The organism is Pseudoduganella sp. HUAS MS19, from assembly GCF_053615455.1.
Genome location: NZ_CM132133.1, coordinates 5,077,758 through 5,093,049, shown reverse-complemented (window position 1 = coordinate 5,093,049; position 15,292 = coordinate 5,077,758). Strand labels below are relative to the sequence as shown.

Sequence of the window (15,292 nt, the reverse complement as noted above, 5' to 3'; positions counted from 1 at the left end):
ATGAAATCAGTCGCAGTCATCGGCGGCGGCATCACCGGCGTCACCACAGCTTATGCGCTGGCGCGCCGGGGCCTCCGGGTTAGCTTGTTCGAGCGCCATCGCTATCCGGCGATGGAGACATCGTTCGCCAACGGCGGCCAGTTGTCCGCCTCCCATGCGGAAGCATGGAACAGCTGGAGTACGGTTGGCAAAGGCTTGCAGTGGATGCTGCGCGGCGATGCGCCGCTGCTGGTCAACCCCAAGCCCGGCTGGCACAAGCTGTCCTGGCTTGCCGAATTCCTGGCTGCCATCCCCCGCTACGAAACCAACACCATTGCCAGCACGCGGCTGGCGATTGCAGCGCGCGAGCACCTGTTTGGCTGGGCGCGCGAGGAAGGCATCGATTTTGATGAGCGGCATGAGGGCATCCTGCATATCTACCGCGACAAGGCTGGTTTCGACCATGCTGCGCGGGTGACTGCCCTGCTGGCTCAGGGCGGCTTGCTGCGGCGCGCCGTGACGCCGGACGAAATGCGGGCGATCGAACCCACGCTGGAAGGCCGCTTCTATGGCGGTTTCTATACCGAGAGCGACAGCACGGGCGACATTCACAAGTACACGCTGGGGCTGGCGGCAGCTGCCGAGGCGCGCGGCGTGCACATGATTTGCGGTGCCGAGGTGCGTAGCCTGGATGCAGACGGGAATGGCGCGCAGCTCGTGTTTGCACTGGACGGCGCGGCGCAGGCAAGACGCTTCGATGCGCTGGTGGTCTGCGCCGGCACGGCCAGCCGGGCGTTGGCCGCCATGCTGGGCGACCGCGTCAACGTCTACCCGGTGAAAGGCTATTCGATCACCGTGATGCTGGAAGAGGCGCAAAGCCGCGCCGCTGCGCCAACGGTCAGCCTGGTGGACGATGCCGCCAAGCTGGTCAGCAGCCGCCTGGGCGCCAACCGCTTTCGGGTGGCCGGGACGGCGGAGTTCAACGGCTTTAACCGCGATATCCGCGCCGACCGCATTGCACCGCTGGTGGACTGGGTGCAGCAGTGCTTTCCGGGCGTGTGCACCCGGCAGGTGGTGCCGTGGGCCGGCTTGCGGCCGATGATGCCGGACCTGATGCCGCGGGTCGGTGCAGGCAAGCGTCCGGGCGTCTTTTACAATACCGGCCATGGCCACCTGGGGTGGACCATGTCGGCTGCTACTGCCGAGCTCATTGCGGGGCAAGTGCAAGCGGCCCTCGCGCCGGGGACTGCGCGCCAGCACGCATCATTGGCGGCTTGACTGGACAGGGCGGCAGGATGGTCTATGGTGAAGATTGGCGGCCCGGCCGCAAATCAGGGAACCGAAGGAGACCATCATGCCCCGCTATATAGTTGAACGCACTTTCCCGGAAGGCTTGCACATTCCTGTCAACGCGGACGGCGCCAGGGCCTGTGAAGCGGTCATTGGCACCAATGCCCGCAGCGGCGTTACCTGGATTCATTCCTATGTGAGCGACGACCTGCGCAAGACATACTGCCTGTACGAAGCGCCATCGCCGGAAGCGATCCGCGAGACGGCGGAAATGAACCACCTGCCGGTGGACAAGATCACGCAGGTGACCTCGCTCGACCCCTATTTCTACAAGGGCTAGGCGCGCCGTTCGACGACCACGCGGTTGCGGCCTTCGCGCTTGGCGGAATAGAGCGCACGGTCGGCCGCATCCAGCAGCGACCTGGCATCGTTCAGGCGCTCCTTGTCGAAGCTGGCGACACCGATGCTGAGGGTGACCTGCGGGTGCACGGCCTTGGGCGCATGCGCCATGTTCAGCGATTCCACATAGGCGCGGATCACTTCCGCATGCTGGGCCGCCTGTTCCGGCGTGGTGTCGGGCAGGATGGCGGCAAACTCCTCGCCGCCGTAGCGCGCGGCCAGGTCGGCCGGCCGCTGCAGGCGCGAGGCGAAGGCTTCGGCCACCATGGTCAGGCAGGCATCGCCCTGCTGGTGGCCAAAGTGGTCGTTATAGGCCTTGAACGAATCGATATCCATCAGCAGCAGGGACAGGCTGGCGCCCTGGCGCTGTGCGCGGCGCAATTCGCGGTCCAATGCCACGTCGAAGTGGCGGCGGTTGGCGATGCCGGTCAGGCCGTCCACATAGGACTGCGCGCGCAGGGCTTCGGCCTGGCCGCGCAACTGGCGTTCGCGCCCCACGGTGTTGCTGACGTCCGCCACCTCGATCAGGCAAAAGCGCTCCTTGCCTTCGTTGAAGGGCGTCAGCGTAACAGCCTGCTCGATGCGCTCGCCGCCCCAGGTGCCGGCAGCGAACAGCGGGAAAGGCGTGCGGTCCTGGTTTTGCGGCAGCACGGAGGGCAGGTTGTTGGCCAGCGCCGTGTGCAGCGATTGCTCGATGCGTTTGCCGGACAGTTCGGGGAAGGCTTCCACCAGGGTCAGCCCTTGCACGCGGGGGGCGGCCATGCCGGAGCGGCTGGCCAGCCATTGGTTCCAGAAAATGATGCGCTGGTCGGCGTCCAGTACCATCAAGCCGAGGTTGGCAAGGCCGAGAACGCGGCCATATAGTGTTGGTTCTTGCATGAAAGGCATTATAGGGATTTTAGAGTTTCATGTCGGATTTTCCTGTTGAAAAATTACATTGCGGAAAAATATAATGCTGCTATGAAAAAACTACTGATTCTGGCCGCGCTGTGCGCCGCCTTTTCCGCCCACGCCGCGGAAGCCACGCCGCAAGCGGCACTTGATCAATTCCTGAAATTCGAACTGGACGGCGGCCGCCTGCACAACGATACCGAGGGCTATTACGAGCAGGTGCATCTGGTCGACGGCTGGAAAACCGACGCGCTCAACTGCGACGGCGCCCGCTGCAAGGCAACCGTCACCTTCACCTACACCCCGACTGCTGGGCTGGACCTGGAGCAGGCGGTACCGCATCCGAAAGGCGGCAGCGCCCAGGTCGATTACATCGTCCTGCAGAAGGGCGGCCAGTGGCAGGTAGAAGCCGGCAAGGACACGCCACACGTATCCCGCGTGGCGCTGGAAAAAATGCTGAAAGAAAGTCTCTGATTAAAAGTCGGGGTCAGCTCCGGCAATCGGACATTCGCGCAGCGAATGTCCGATTGCCGGAGCTGACCCCGACTTTTATTCTCTAACCAATGAAGGAGTCGAACTGCATGTCGAACTCCTGCAGCGCCTTCTGGGCGTTTTGCATTTTCTTGCGGAATTCGGGGCCGCGCTTCAGGGCCAGGCCGACGGCCAGCACGTCGATCACCACGAGGTAGGCCAGGCGGGCGGAGATCGGGGTGTAGGGGTCGGTGTTGAAGATCAGGTCGATCGGGATCAGCACCGTGGCCGTTTCAGCCAGCGGGGTGCCGGAGGGCGCCAGCACGATCACGTCGGCGCCGCCCTCCCTCGCCAGTTTGGCCGAGCGCACCAGCGCCGGGCTGTTGCCGCGCTGGGAAATCGCGACCACCGCATCGCCGTCATGCAGCAGGGCCGCTGAAATACTGTGGATGGCCGGGTCGGCGTAGGCCACCGTCGGCACGCCGGAGCGGAAGAACTTGTGCTGTGCGTCGGCCGCTACGATGCCGGACGTGCCGTGGCCGTAGAACTCGATCTTGCGCGCGCGCGACAGGATGTCGAGCGCCTTCTGCACCGGTTCCGCATTCAGGTTGTTGCGCAAATCCAGCAGCGTGTTGATGGAGCGGCTGCAGATCTTGTTCACCAGGTCGGCCGCCAGGTCGTCCTGCGCCGGCTGGTCGTTCAGGCCGGGCAGGGCGAGCGCCAGGCCTTGCGCCAGCTTGAGCTTGAATTCATGCCAGCCGTCGTAGCCGAGCGTACGGCAGAACCGCACCACGGTTGGCTCGGACACTTGCGCGCTCTTGGCCAGCGCGGTGATATTGGCGCCCACGGTGCGGGCCGGGTTGTCTAGCACGGCCAGCGCGACCTTGCGCTCCGATTTGGAGAGCGAGTCGAGCTGGGTGCGGATGGAGTCGAGCAGCATCAGTCTTCCGGCAAAGCTTCTTCGCGCCATTGTAGCCCGTCGCGGCCGATCAGGGCACTGGCCGCCGCCGGGCCCCAGGTGCCGGAGGCATACGGCAGCGGCGTGGAATCGTCCTGCTCCCAGTTGTTCAGGATCGGTTCGACCCATTCCCAAGCCGCCTCCAGTTCGTCGCCACGCATGAACAGGGTCAGTTGGCCGCGCAGCACGTCCAGCAGCAGGCGCTCGTAAGCGTCCATGCGCGGCATCTTGAAGGTTTCGCGGAAGTCCAGTTCCAGTTCGGCCGGTTTCAGGCGCATGCCTTCGCCCGGGGTCTTGGCCATCAGGTTCATGCGCAGGCCTTCGTCCGGCTGCAGGCGGATCACCAGGGAATTGGGCTGGAAACTCGATGTCGGCTGGTTGAAGATCGAGTGCGGGATCTGCTTGAAGCGCACGACGATTTCGGCCAGCGAGTCAGCCATGCGTTTGCCGGTGCGCAGGTAGAACGGCACGCCGGCCCAGCGCCAGGTGTCGATTTCGACCTTCATGGCGACGAAGGTTTCGGTCTTCGAATTCTGCGGCGCTTCCGGCTCGTCGCGGTAGCTCGGCACGGCCTTGCCTTCCACGTGGCCGGCGCGGTATTGGCCGCGCACGATGTTCTGCGCCAGCGTGGTCGGGGTGAAGCGCTTCAGGGAGCGCAGCACCTGCAGCTTGGAGTCGCGCACGGCGTCCGGCGCGATCGAGGTCGGCGGTTCCATGGCGACGATACAAAGCAGTTGCAGCAGGTGGTTCTGCAGCATGTCGCGCAGCGCGCCGGAGGTGTCGTAGTAGCCGATGCGGTTGCCCACGCCCAGCTTTTCGGCGATGGTGATCTGCACGTCGGAGATCCATTCGCGGCGCCACAGCGGCTCGAACAGGATATTGCCAAAGCGCAGGGCCAGCAGGTTCTGCACGGTCTCCTTGCCCAGGTAATGGTCGATTCGGTAGATCTGCTGTTCGTCGAAGACCTTGCCCACTTCCTTGTTGATCTGCTTGGCCGAGGCCAGGTCGCGGCCCAGCGGCTTTTCCAGCACCACGCGCGAATTGCCGGTGGCCAGGCCGTTGTCCTTCAGGTTGTCGCAGATGCGCGAGAACAGGGCGGGCGGGGTGGCCAGGTAGTAGACGCGGGTGATGGCAGGGTCGGTGCGCAGCGCTTCGGCCAGGCCTTTGTAGCTTGTCGAGTCGACCGCATCGAGCGCGACGTAGACGATGCGGGCGATGAAACGGTCCCAGTTCTCGTCGGTAGCCTTGGCCGACTTGATATGGGGGCGCGAGGTGGTCGTCACCATATTGATGAACTCTTCCTGGGTGCTCTCCTGGCGGCCGACGCAGACAATGCGCGCGGTCGGCGGCAGGTCGCCGCATACGTCGCGGCTAAACATAGCAGGCAGCAATTTGCGCATTGCGAGGTCGCCGCTGCCGCCAAACAGAACCAGGTCGAAATCAGAGAGAGCCATAATCGTCTTCAGGTAAGTTAATACGGGTTTACTTCAGTCTGCGTAAGCAGGTTCAATGCGGCCTGCCACCGGCATGCGTACCGACAGCAGCTTGCCGCTAAGCGGGAATGCTGCCAGTTCTTCGGCCGGCCGCTTGCCGGCGGTCGTGATGTACAGGGTGCGCAGGTCGGGACCGCCGAAAGCCACCATGGTCGGGCAACGCAGCGGCAGGCGGATCTCATCGAGCTGGTCGCCCTGCGGCGACAGCTTGAGGATGCGGCCGCCTTCGAACATGGCGACCCAGTAATTGCCTTCGCTGTCGACCGCCGCACCATCGGGGCGGCCGCCGTAATCGGCTGCCGACTTGTCGGTGCTGAAACGGCGCACGTCGCGTTCATCGCCGACGGTGCCGGACAGCAGGTCGAATGCGAAGCGCGTCACGCGGTGGCTGGCTGTCTCGGCGTGGAACATGGTCTTGTTGTCAGGGCTGAAGCCCAGGCCATTCGAATTGACCATGCCGCCGGACCAGACCTTGCGCACCTGGCCGCGCTCGAGCACATACATTTCCGCCGCCGGCTTGTCGCGCGGCTCGTAAATGGTGCCGCACCAGAAACGGCCCGCCGCGTCGCATTTGCCGTCATTGAAGCGGGTGGTCGACTGGTCGAACGGCGCTTCGGCTACCAGCTTCAACTCGCCGGTGGCGGGATTGAAGCGGGAGAAGCCGCGGCGCTGGGCGACCATCAGGCCGCCATTTGCGGCGCGCGCAAGCGACGATGCCTCGCTGTCGACCTTCCACTGCTCGTGCTGGCCGCTGGCCGTGCGCAGGCGATGAATGGCAAAGCCTTCGATATCGACCCAATACAGCGCTTGCTCGTCCGGCGCCCACAGCGGGCATTCGCCCACGGTCATGGTGGCGTCGCAGGCGACTTCGATCTGATAGCTGTTCATTGGATTTGCGCTGACTTGGCCATCACGATCAGGCCGTTGGTCGAGCTGTCATGGGCTTCGGCATCGGCCTTGCCGGTCAGTTCGGCCTGGATCTTCCTGGCCAGCACCTTGCCCAGTTCCACGCCCCATTGGTCGAAGCTGGCGATATTCCAGATCACGCCCTGCACGAAAGTCTTGTGTTCGTACAGCGCGATCAGGGCGCCGAGCGTGGCCGGCGTGAGCTGGTCCATCAGGATGGTGTTGGACGGGCGGTTGCCGGGGAAGGCCTTGTGCGGGACCATCTCCTCGATTTCCGCAGCGGTCAGGCCGGCGCCTTTGAGCTCTGCGCGCACTTCGTCTTCGGTCTTGCCCTTCATGAACGCTTCCGACTGGGCGAAGCAGTTTGCCAGCAGGGCGTCATGGTGGCCAGGCAGGTCGTGGGTCGCGCGCAGCGCGGCGATGAAGTCGATCGGCGTTACGTCGGTACCCTGGTGCAGGAGCTGGAAATAGGCGTGCTGCGCATTGGTGCCGCACTCGCCCCAGACGACAGGGCAGGTCGGGGTGTCGGCCGGCTGGCCGTTCTTCGTCACGCGCTTGCCGTTGCTTTCCATGTCGAGCTGCTGCAGGTAGGCCGGGAAGCGGTTCAGGTCCTGGTGGTAGGGCGCGATGGAGAGCGAAGCCGCGCCCAGGAACTGGCGGTTCCAGAAGCCGATCAGGGCCAGCAGCACCGGCATGTTGGCCTCCAGCGGCGCCTCGCGGAAGTGTTCGTCCATGGCGTGCGCGCCTTCCAGGAAGGCCTGGAAGTAGCCGAAGCCGACCGCGATCGCAACCGGCAGGCCAATGGCCGACCACACGGAGTAGCGGCCGCCCACCCAGTCCCAGAACGGGAACATGTTTTCAGGATCGATGCCGAAGGCGCGCACCGCGTCGGTATTGGTGGAGACGGCGACAAAATGGCGCGGCAAGTCGGCGTCGCGTGCGCGGCCGAGGAACCAGGTGCGCGCGGTCTGCGCGTTCAGCATGGTTTCCGCAGTGGTGAAGGTCTTCGACGCAACAATGAACAGCGTGGTTTCGGGATTCACCTGGCCCAGCACCGCATCCATGTCGTGGCCGTCCACGTTGGAGACGAAATGCATCTTCAGGCGCGGATGGCAGTAGGAACGCAGGGCCAGCACGGCCATCTTCGGCCCCAGGTCGGACCCGCCGATGCCGATGTTCACCACGTCTGTGATCGGCTTGCCGGTATGACCCAGCCAGCCGCCGTTGCGTACCTTGTCGGTGAAAACCTTGATGCGGTCCAGCACAGCGTGCACGTCGGCGTTGACGTCCTGGCCATCGACCTTCAGCGCCTTGCCGCGCGGCATACGCAAGGCGGTGTGCAGCACGCTGCGGCGTTCGGTAATATTGATTTTTTCACCGGCAAACATGGCGTCGCGCTGTTCGGCCACGCCGCGGGTGCGGGCCAGGTGCACCAGCAGCTTGATGGTCTCGTGGTCCGCGCGGTTCTTCGAGTAGTCCAGGAACAGGCCTGCCGCGTCGACCGTCATGCGCGGGAAGCGGCCGGGGTCTTTGCGGAACAACTGGCGCATTTGCCAGTCGCGGGCATCGTGGGCATGGTTTTCGAGGGCCTGGTAGGCGGCGGTGGAGGTCAGGGCGGGCAAGCGCATAATGTCCTGTGGCATATGGTTTTATGAATTGTGTTTAACTATACAGGAAAAACAGGTAAATTCACTACAAATCTTTTCGTTCGTTGGTATATCCAGGGGCTTTGGGGTGAGATTGAACGCAATGGGAGCGCTCGCAACTGGAAATTTTGTAGTAAAATTTCCGGAAATTCATTGAAAAGGAACGATCATGCCGTTGCATCCAGTCCTGGAAAAAGTCACCGCGCGCGTCATCCAGCGCAGCCGCGTTTCCCGCGGGGCCTACCTGGCGCACTTGCAGGCGGCCCGCGTCAAAGGCCGCACCCAGCGCGGAACCCTGTCCTGCACTAACCTGGCGCACGGTTTTGCCGCGTTCCCGGCGAACGACAAGCTGATCCTGAAGGAGGTGAAGCAGCCTTCAGTGGCGATCATCTCCGCATACAACGATATGCTGTCGGCGCACCAGCCGTTCGAAACCTTCCCGGCCATCATCAAGGACGCGGTGCGCAAGGTTGGGGCGGTGGCGCAATATGCGGGCGGCACCCCTGCCATGTGCGACGGCGTGACCCAGGGCCAGCCGGGCATGGAGCTGTCGCTGTTCTCGCGCGATGCGATTGCGATGTCGGCGGCGATCGGCCTGTCGCACAATATGTTCGACTCCGTGCTGTACCTTGGCGTGTGCGACAAGATCGTGCCGGGCCTGCTGATCGGCGCGCTGCATTTCGGCCACTTGCCGGCGGTGTTCGTGCCGGCCGGCCCGATGACCTCGGGCTTGTCGAATAAGGAGAAAGCGGCGATCCGCCAGCGCTATGCGCAAGGCAAGGCGAGCCGTGAAGAGCTGCTGGAAGGCGAGGCCCAGTCCTATCACGGCGCCGGTACATGCACCTTCTACGGCACCGCCAACTCCAACCAGCTCCTGATGGAAATCATGGGCCTGCACTTGCCGGGAGCCGCCTTCATCAACCCGGGCACCCCGCTGCGCGATGCGCTCACCGCCGCTGCCGCACAGCGTGCGGCACAGATCACCGAAATGGGCAGTGAATACATCCCGGTCGGCCATATCGTGGACGAGAAGTCCATCATCAACGCCGTGGTGGGCCTGCTGGCGACCGGCGGTTCGACCAACCATACGCTGCACCTGGTGGCGATCGCCAAGGCGGCCGGCGTGGTGATCGACTGGGACGATTTCAACGAGCTGTCGGCCGTGGTGCCGCTGCTGTGCCGTATTTACCCGAACGGCGACGCTGACGTCAACCATTTCCACGCTGCCGGCGGCACCGGTTTCGTGATCCGCGAACTGCTCGACGCCGGCTTGCTGCACGACGATGTGAACACCATCCTGGGCCGGGGACTGCGCGCGCACTGCGCCGAGCCGTTCCTGAACGAAGACGCCACCGGCGTGATCTTCAGGGAAGCGCCGCTCAAGAGCGCCGATGAAAAAGTGCTGCGCGGCGCCGCCGAGCCGTTCTCGAAAGACGGCGGCATGGTGCTGGTGCAGGGCAACCTGGGCCGCGCCATCATGAAGGTGTCCGCCGTCAAGGAAGAGCACCGTACGGTCGAAGCGCCGGCGCTGGTGTTCGATTCGCAGGAAGCTTTCATGGCGGCCTACAAGGCCGGCACGCTGGATCGCGATTTTGTGGCCGTGATCCGCTTCCAGGGCCCGAAGGCCAACGGCATGCCGGAACTGCACGCCCTGACCCCGGCGCTGGCCAACTTGCAGGACGCCGGCCGCAAGGTGGCGCTGGTGACCGATGGCCGCATGTCCGGCGCTTCGGGCAAGGTGCCTGCAGCGATCCACGTTTCGCCGGAAATCCTGGCCGGCGGCCCGCTGGGCCTGGTGCGCGACGGCGACATCATCCGCCTCGACGCTGCCTCCGGTACGCTCGAAGCACTGGTTTCCTCCGACGTGTGGCATGGCCGCTCGCTGGCGCAGGCCGACCTGTCGCCCAACCAGATCGGCATGGGCCGCGAACTGTTCACCATGTTCCGCAGCAGCGTTTGCGCGGCGGAGCAGGGCGCAACCATGTTCCCGCTGCCGTCGCCGATTCCGACCACTGTGCCGCTGCATGGCGACGATAACGTGGGCAATACCGTGCCCGGTTCCGATGAAGATTTCCTTGCCAAGAAAGCCTGACATGACCCTGCTCGAAATTATGCGTACTTCGGCCGTGATCCCTGTGATTGCGATTGACGACCCTGACCATGCCGTGCCGCTGGCGAAAGCCCTGGTGGCAGGCGGCATCCGCGTGCTGGAGGTGACCCTGCGTACCCAGCACGGCCTGGGCGCGATCCGCGCCATGAGCCAGGTGGAAGGCGCCATCGTCGGCGTCGGCACGTTGACCCAGCCGGAGGAGTTCGCCGCTGCGCGCGATGCGGGCGCGGTGTTTGGCGTGTCGCCGGGCCTGACCGATGCGCTGATCGGCGCTGCCAAGTCGAGCGGCCTGCCGCTGCTGCCCGGCGTGATGACACCGTCGGAAGTGATGAAGGCGCGCGAGCAGGGCTTCAGGCAACTGAAGTTGTTCCCGGCGGTGCCTGCCGGCGGCGTCGGCATGCTGAATGCGATTGCCGGCCCGTTGTCGGACGTGGTGTTCTGCCCGACCGGCGGCATCTCGCAAGACACCGCGCCGGCCTTCCTGTCGCTGAAGAACGTGGCTTGCGTGGGCGGCTCCTGGCTGACGCCGAAGGATGCCATGCAGGCGGGCGACTGGGAGCGCATCACAGCCATCGCCAAAGCAGCCAGCGCGCTGCGCCACTGATGGAAGTCATCGCCCGGCCGTTGACGGCGGGTGAGATCGCGCTGGCCCGGCTGGTATTCGGCGGCGCGATCGACTACAAGCGGGTGCGCATCCACAACACCCGTTTCATTCCTTTCCTGCAGCGCAAGGACGTCTGTATCACGCCCAACGGCGAACTGTATTTCCACATCTCCCGCTACCGCGCAGACTTTTCGCTCGCCAGCGAGCGCGAACAGCACTGGTTCATGCACGAGATGGCCCACGTGTGGCAACACCAGCTTGGCTATCCCGTGCTGTGGCGCGGCGCGATTCGCCTCGGCTTGAGCTATGACTACGAAGTTTCGCCCGAACTGCGCCTGTGCGATTTCAATATGGAAGCGCAGGCCGAAGTGCTGGCCGATTACTTCGCCATGGTCTGCCTGCACAAGACCGATGCCGGTCTGTATCACGACATGCTGCGCGATTTCCTGCGCAACCCGGCATCGCCGGCCAACCTGCCGCGTATATTTTTTGCTAACAATGTGTTATCGTAGTTGCTTTAAAGCACATTCTTGAGGCAGCATGCTTAACCCCTACCAGTCACCCGTCGCGGACCTCGATCTTCCGGTGCAGGACGACAGTAAAGCGTCCCCCGACGTTGGCGGCTTCTGGCTGCGCGTCGGCGCCAAATTCATCGACTTCCTTGTCATGTCGCCGGTGATCGGGCTGAGCTACTGGCTGAGTTCATTGTCCCGCTCCTTTTACCTGTGGTCGATCATCCCGTCCGCGCTGTTCGCCCTGTTCTATTCGGTTTACCTGGTGCGCCGTTACGGCGGCACGCCGGGCAAGCTGCTGTTGAAGCTGCGCGTCCAGATGAAGGACCACGCGCCAGTGTCGTTCAAGGCCGCCCTGATTCGTGAAGCACCAATGATGTTGATGGGAGCTGCAAGCAGTCTCGGACTCGGCCTGGCGGCGCTGGCCATGGACGACGCGACCTACCACGCCTATGGCTTCTTTGAGCGCAGCGCGGTACTGGCGGCGTCGGGGCCGGAGTGGGCGCAGATGGTCAGCTGGCTGATTAATGGCTGGGCCTGGGTGGGGGCAATTGTCATGCTGCTTAACAGCCGCCGCCGCGCCTTGCATGACTTCATTGCCGGCACCGTGGTGGTGAACACAAGCCGGAAGCGGTGATGGGGCTTGCGGCCCTGTCCGAAGACGCAGCTGCCAAGCCTCGACGCGTTTGGGTGACGCAGATGGCCGGAAGCCGGGCAGCGGCCCTCTGCACGGTGGGGCGTAACCTTGGGCTTGCGCTCGTCGCGGTAACGCGCTGACCGTGTTGCCGAGGCCGATTATTTGCTAACATGCAAACTTTGCATTTGGCGGAGCAGCGGCGATGGGGATGGAGGTTGAAGCAGCAGGTGACCTGGTGACGGCCAGCCTGGTGGCTAAAGAGGTCGAGGGCGGCGCCGGCAAGACCGGCGAACACGCACACAGCGCGTCATGCGCAAACTGCGGGACGCCGGTCACCGCCCATTATTGCGGCAACTGCGGCCAGAAAGGCCACCTGCACAAGTCGGTGCTGCACCTGGGCGAGGAGTTGATCCACGGCCTGCTGCACTTCGATACCAAGGGCTGGCGCACCATGCCGCTCCTGATTGCACGCCCGGGCCAGCTCACGCGCCGCTACATCGACGGCCAGCGCACGCGTTTCGTTTCGCCGCTGGCGCTGTTCCTGTTCATGATGTTCTTCATGTTCTTCGTCTTCTCGCTGACGATGGGCACCAGCTCAGGCCCGAGCGCAATCAAGCCTGCCGATGGCAAGAGCGGCAAGGCGGCGTTCGAGCAGAAGATGAACGAAAAGATCGCTGAACAGAAGGTGTTGATCGCCGAGGCGACGGCTGAAGCCAAGGCGGCGGCACCCGGCACGGCGGAAGTTGCGCAAGCCCAGCGCAAGCTGGAGGACGCAAGGAAAGCGCTCGATGGGCTGAATGCCGCTATGACTACGGGCAGGATCGCCATGACCGGCACCGCCAGGTTCACCGAATCGATCAAGCCGGCCGGCAAGGATGCCGCGGCGGAAAGCGCGGATGGCGACGCGAACGCGAAAGAACCGGGCATCATTGAGGAGATCCTGAACGAAGTCGCCGAGGGGATCACAGAGCAGGACGCGGACGACAGCAAGGACGCCAGCCAGGCCGAATCCGGCTGGATTGGCAAGGGCATCAAGCACGCGGTCGATAGCCCGGAGCTGGCCAAGTACAAGCTGAAGAACGCGGCCTACAAATACTCCTTCCTGCTGGTGCCGATCTCGCTGCCTTTCCTGTGGCTGATGTTCTTCTGGCGCCGCGGCATAACGATGTATGACCATGCCGTGTTCTCGCTGTATTCGCTGTCATTCATGTCGCTGCTGTTTACCATCGTTGCGACACTGAGCTACTTTGAATTCGGCGGCCTGGCCGGCAGCCTGTTCGCCTTCATTCCGCCGGTGCACATGTACTTGCAGCTGCGCGGCGCCTATGGGCTGTCGCGTTTCGGCGCACTGTGGCGCACCTGCTTCCTGCTCTTCATGACGTTCATCGTACTGATCATGTACGCCCTGGTCGTGCTGGCACTGTCAGCAGCTTAATCCTGCAGCAGTGCCGCACCGGCACGTGCGATCTGGGCGTCTTGCGACGCCTGGACGCCTGCCACGCCGATCGCGCCGATCACCTTGCCGTCGGCCACCAGCCGCACGCCGCCCTCGACCGGCAGCGAATCGGGCAGGCCGAGTACGACCGCATTGCCCTTTTCCAGTATGTCCTGATGAAACTTGGTATCGCGGCGGTAGTTGACGGCGTGGCGCGCTTTCCCTTGTGCCACGCTGACCGTGGAGTTGGCCGTATCGTCCATGCGGATGAAATGCATCAACTGGCCTGCTTCATCGACGACGGCGATCGATACGTTCCAGTTGTTCTTGCGCGCTTCCGCCTCGGCTGCCGCGGCAACCTGCTTGACCACATTCAGGTTCAGTACCGCACGTTGGGTAAGCTGGGAGTTGAGTGGCGCGGCCCAGGCGGCGATCGGCAGGGCGGTCAGAAGGCAAAGCAGGGCGTTTCGCAGCATCGGGGTCTCCAAGGTTAGAATGCTGGCAATTCTGTCATAGATTGCATATGAAAGTTGACATCGAACGTATCCGTGAAGGCGCTTCCGGCGCCGAATCGGCGGGCTTCCTGCTGGCCGGCCAGCAGGCCCTGGTCCACCAGCAGGGCTGGCTGAAAATGCTGGCGCCGCGGGCCGCCGGTGGCGCGGAGATGGCTTTGCCGCAGGTGGTGAGGCTGGAGGAGGCGATTGCGCAGGCCGATGGCAGCATGGGCTGGGTGGTCACGCTGTGCGCTGGCGCGGCCTGGTTTGCCGGCTTCCTGGCGCCGGATACGGCGCGCGAGATCATTTCGACGCCGAACGTTTGCCTGGCGGGCAGCGGGGCGCCGACCGGCTTCGCCGACAGGGAAGGCGAGGGCTATCGCATTACCGGCCGCTGGGACATCGCCAGCGGTGCGCCGATGGCGACGCATTTCACGCTCAACGCGGTGCTGCGCGAAAATGGCCAGCCGCAGGCCGGGCCGGATGGCGCGCCGCGGATTCGGGCATTTGTTGTGCCGGCCGCGCAGGTGGTGGTTGAGGCGACCTGGCGCAGCTTCGGCATGAAGGGCTCCGCGTCGCACAGTTACCGTATCGAAGGCGCGTGGGTGCCGGCAAGCCATGGCTTTACGATTGACCCTGCCCACGCGACGGCGCCCGGCACCCTGTATCGTTTTCCCTTCATGCTGCTGGCGTGGGTGACGCTGGCGGCCAACCTGTCCGGCATGGCGCGGCACTTCCTGGCTTTGGCGCATGACGTCGTTGCTGCGCGCCGCCAGCCGCCCGCCAGCGCTCAGGATGCGCTGGCGCGGGCTGCCGTGGCGCTGGAAGGGGCGCGGGAGCGTATGTTCGCGCTGCTCGACCAGGCCTGGGCGCAGGCGGACGGCGAGGGTGGCCGCGTCGACGAAGCGCTGGATACGCAGTTGCGCCAGGCGTCGATGGCCCTGGTGCTGGCGGCGCGCCGGGCGGTAGGCGACATCTATCCTTTCTGCGGGCTGCGCGCTGCGCAGGAAGATTCCGAGATCAACCGTGCCTGGCGCGATTTTCATACCGCCAGCCAGCATGCCCTGTTCACACCATGATCGAATTCCTGTTCGAGATCGTCGGCGAATTCCTGCTGCAAGTGCTGCTTGAGACCCTGGCGGAACTGGGCCTGCATTCGCTGGGCGAACCATTCCGCCGTCCACGCAATCCCTGGATGGCAGGGCTGGGCTATGCCATTTTCGGCGCCATTGCGGGAGGCATCACGCTCTGGCTGCTGCCGCAGCACCTGGTACGCAGTGAAGTGCTGCGCGTGCTGAACCTGCTGCTCACGCCGCTGGCGGCGGGCGGGATGATGTGCCTGCTGGGAGCATGGCGCGCGCGCCGCGGCGACGAAGTGCTGCGCATCGACCGTTTCGCGTATGGTTATGTGTTCGCGCTGTCGCTGGCCCTGGTTCGCTTCGTTTTTGCACAATAGGAGAGGGCGAT

General features: G+C 64.1%; 16 protein-coding genes. 10 read left to right on the top strand and 6 right to left on the bottom strand.

Annotation, left to right across the window (positions count from 1 at the left end; translation table 11 throughout):
* Together ACWBU6_RS23320 and ACWBU6_RS23315 are read left to right on the top strand one after the other, a co-directional pair.
* Positions 1-1,257 carry a D-amino acid dehydrogenase gene (locus tag ACWBU6_RS23320; protein ID WP_452645724.1) on the top strand — a complete coding sequence of 419 codons (1,257 nt, stop codon included), beginning with the start codon at positions 1-3 and terminating at the stop codon, positions 1,255-1,257.
* 76 nt (positions 1,258-1,333) lie between these two features.
* Positions 1,334-1,609 (top strand): DUF4242 domain-containing protein, encoded by a 276-nt coding sequence (locus tag ACWBU6_RS23315; RefSeq protein ID WP_452645723.1) that lies wholly within the window; start codon positions 1,334-1,336, stop codon positions 1,607-1,609.
* Here the strand turns inward: ACWBU6_RS23315 and ACWBU6_RS23310 are convergent.
* Positions 1,606-2,547 (bottom strand): diguanylate cyclase, encoded by a 942-nt coding sequence (locus ACWBU6_RS23310; protein ID WP_452645722.1) that lies wholly within the window; start codon positions 2,545-2,547, stop codon positions 1,606-1,608. The two genes, ACWBU6_RS23315 and ACWBU6_RS23310, sit on opposite strands and share 4 nt — an antisense overlap.
* 81 nt (positions 2,548-2,628) lie before the next feature.
* Here ACWBU6_RS23310 and ACWBU6_RS23305 point away from each other — a divergent pair, with 81 nt between their 5' ends.
* Positions 2,629-3,033, top strand: a complete 405-nt coding sequence (locus ACWBU6_RS23305) for a hypothetical protein (RefSeq protein ID WP_452645721.1) — start codon at positions 2,629-2,631, stop codon at positions 3,031-3,033.
* Positions 3,034-3,115: 82 nt separating this feature from the next.
* Here ACWBU6_RS23305 and ACWBU6_RS23300 read toward each other — a convergent pair whose 3' ends face one another.
* The 4 genes from ACWBU6_RS23300 to pgi are packed head-to-tail and all read right to left on the bottom strand — an operon-like array spanning position 3,116 to position 8,015.
* Positions 3,116-3,970, bottom strand: coding sequence for an SIS domain-containing protein (locus ACWBU6_RS23300; RefSeq protein ID WP_426339189.1), 855 nt, complete (start codon positions 3,968-3,970; stop codon positions 3,116-3,118).
* A complete protein-coding gene (gene zwf / locus ACWBU6_RS23295) occupies positions 3,970-5,442 on the bottom strand; it encodes a glucose-6-phosphate dehydrogenase (RefSeq protein ID WP_452645720.1) in 1,473 nt (490 codons plus the stop codon). Before zwf ends, ACWBU6_RS23300 begins: the two co-directional genes overlap by 1 nt.
* A gap of 33 nt (positions 5,443-5,475) precedes the next feature.
* On the bottom strand, positions 5,476-6,369 hold the full coding sequence (locus ACWBU6_RS23290; RefSeq protein ID WP_452645719.1) for an SMP-30/gluconolactonase/LRE family protein: 894 nt from the start codon (positions 6,367-6,369) through the stop codon (positions 5,476-5,478).
* A complete protein-coding gene (gene pgi, locus ACWBU6_RS23285; RefSeq protein ID WP_452649610.1) occupies positions 6,366-8,015 on the bottom strand; it encodes a glucose-6-phosphate isomerase in 1,650 nt (549 codons plus the stop codon). The genes ACWBU6_RS23290 and pgi overlap by 4 nt, the downstream gene beginning before the upstream one ends.
* 187 nt (positions 8,016-8,202) lie before the next feature.
* On the opposite strand from pgi, the gene edd reads away from it, so the two are divergent.
* The 5 genes from edd to ACWBU6_RS23260 all read left to right on the top strand — a co-directional run bounded on the left by edd (position 8,203) and on the right by ACWBU6_RS23260 (position 13,331).
* Positions 8,203-10,125, top strand: a complete 1,923-nt coding sequence (gene edd, locus ACWBU6_RS23280) for a phosphogluconate dehydratase (protein WP_452645718.1) — start codon at positions 8,203-8,205, stop codon at positions 10,123-10,125.
* Between the two features lies 1 nt (position 10,126).
* Entirely contained in the window at positions 10,127-10,747 is a 621-nt protein-coding gene (gene eda / locus ACWBU6_RS23275) for a bifunctional 4-hydroxy-2-oxoglutarate aldolase/2-dehydro-3-deoxy-phosphogluconate aldolase (protein ID WP_452645717.1), read from the top strand.
* A complete protein-coding gene (locus tag ACWBU6_RS23270) occupies positions 10,747-11,259 on the top strand; it encodes a Rhs element Vgr protein (RefSeq protein WP_452645716.1) in 513 nt (170 codons plus the stop codon). Before eda ends, ACWBU6_RS23270 begins: the two co-directional genes overlap by 1 nt.
* Positions 11,260-11,287: 28 nt before the next feature.
* Complete coding sequence (locus tag ACWBU6_RS23265) at positions 11,288-11,896, top strand: RDD family protein (RefSeq protein WP_452645715.1); 609 nt, start codon at positions 11,288-11,290, stop codon at positions 11,894-11,896.
* Positions 11,897-12,104: 208 nt separating this feature from the next.
* Positions 12,105-13,331: a DUF3667 domain-containing protein gene (locus ACWBU6_RS23260; RefSeq protein WP_452645714.1), complete on the top strand. Its 1,227-nt coding sequence runs from the start codon at positions 12,105-12,107 to the stop codon at positions 13,329-13,331.
* Here the strand turns inward: ACWBU6_RS23260 and ACWBU6_RS23255 are convergent.
* The gene (locus ACWBU6_RS23255) at positions 13,328-13,807 is read right to left on the bottom strand and encodes a GlcG/HbpS family heme-binding protein (RefSeq protein WP_452645713.1); all 480 of its coding nucleotides are present in this window, start codon (positions 13,805-13,807) and stop codon (positions 13,328-13,330) included. The two genes, ACWBU6_RS23260 and ACWBU6_RS23255, sit on opposite strands and share 4 nt — an antisense overlap.
* Before the next feature lie 47 nt (positions 13,808-13,854).
* Here ACWBU6_RS23255 and ACWBU6_RS23250 point away from each other — a divergent pair, with 47 nt between their 5' ends.
* Entirely contained in the window at positions 13,855-14,904 is a 1,050-nt protein-coding gene (locus ACWBU6_RS23250) for an acyl-CoA dehydrogenase (protein ID WP_452645712.1), read from the top strand.
* The gene (locus ACWBU6_RS23245) at positions 14,901-15,281 is read left to right on the top strand and encodes a hypothetical protein (RefSeq protein WP_452645711.1); all 381 of its coding nucleotides are present in this window, start codon (positions 14,901-14,903) and stop codon (positions 15,279-15,281) included. Before ACWBU6_RS23250 ends, ACWBU6_RS23245 begins: the two co-directional genes overlap by 4 nt.
* Positions 15,282-15,292 lie beyond the last annotated feature (11 nt).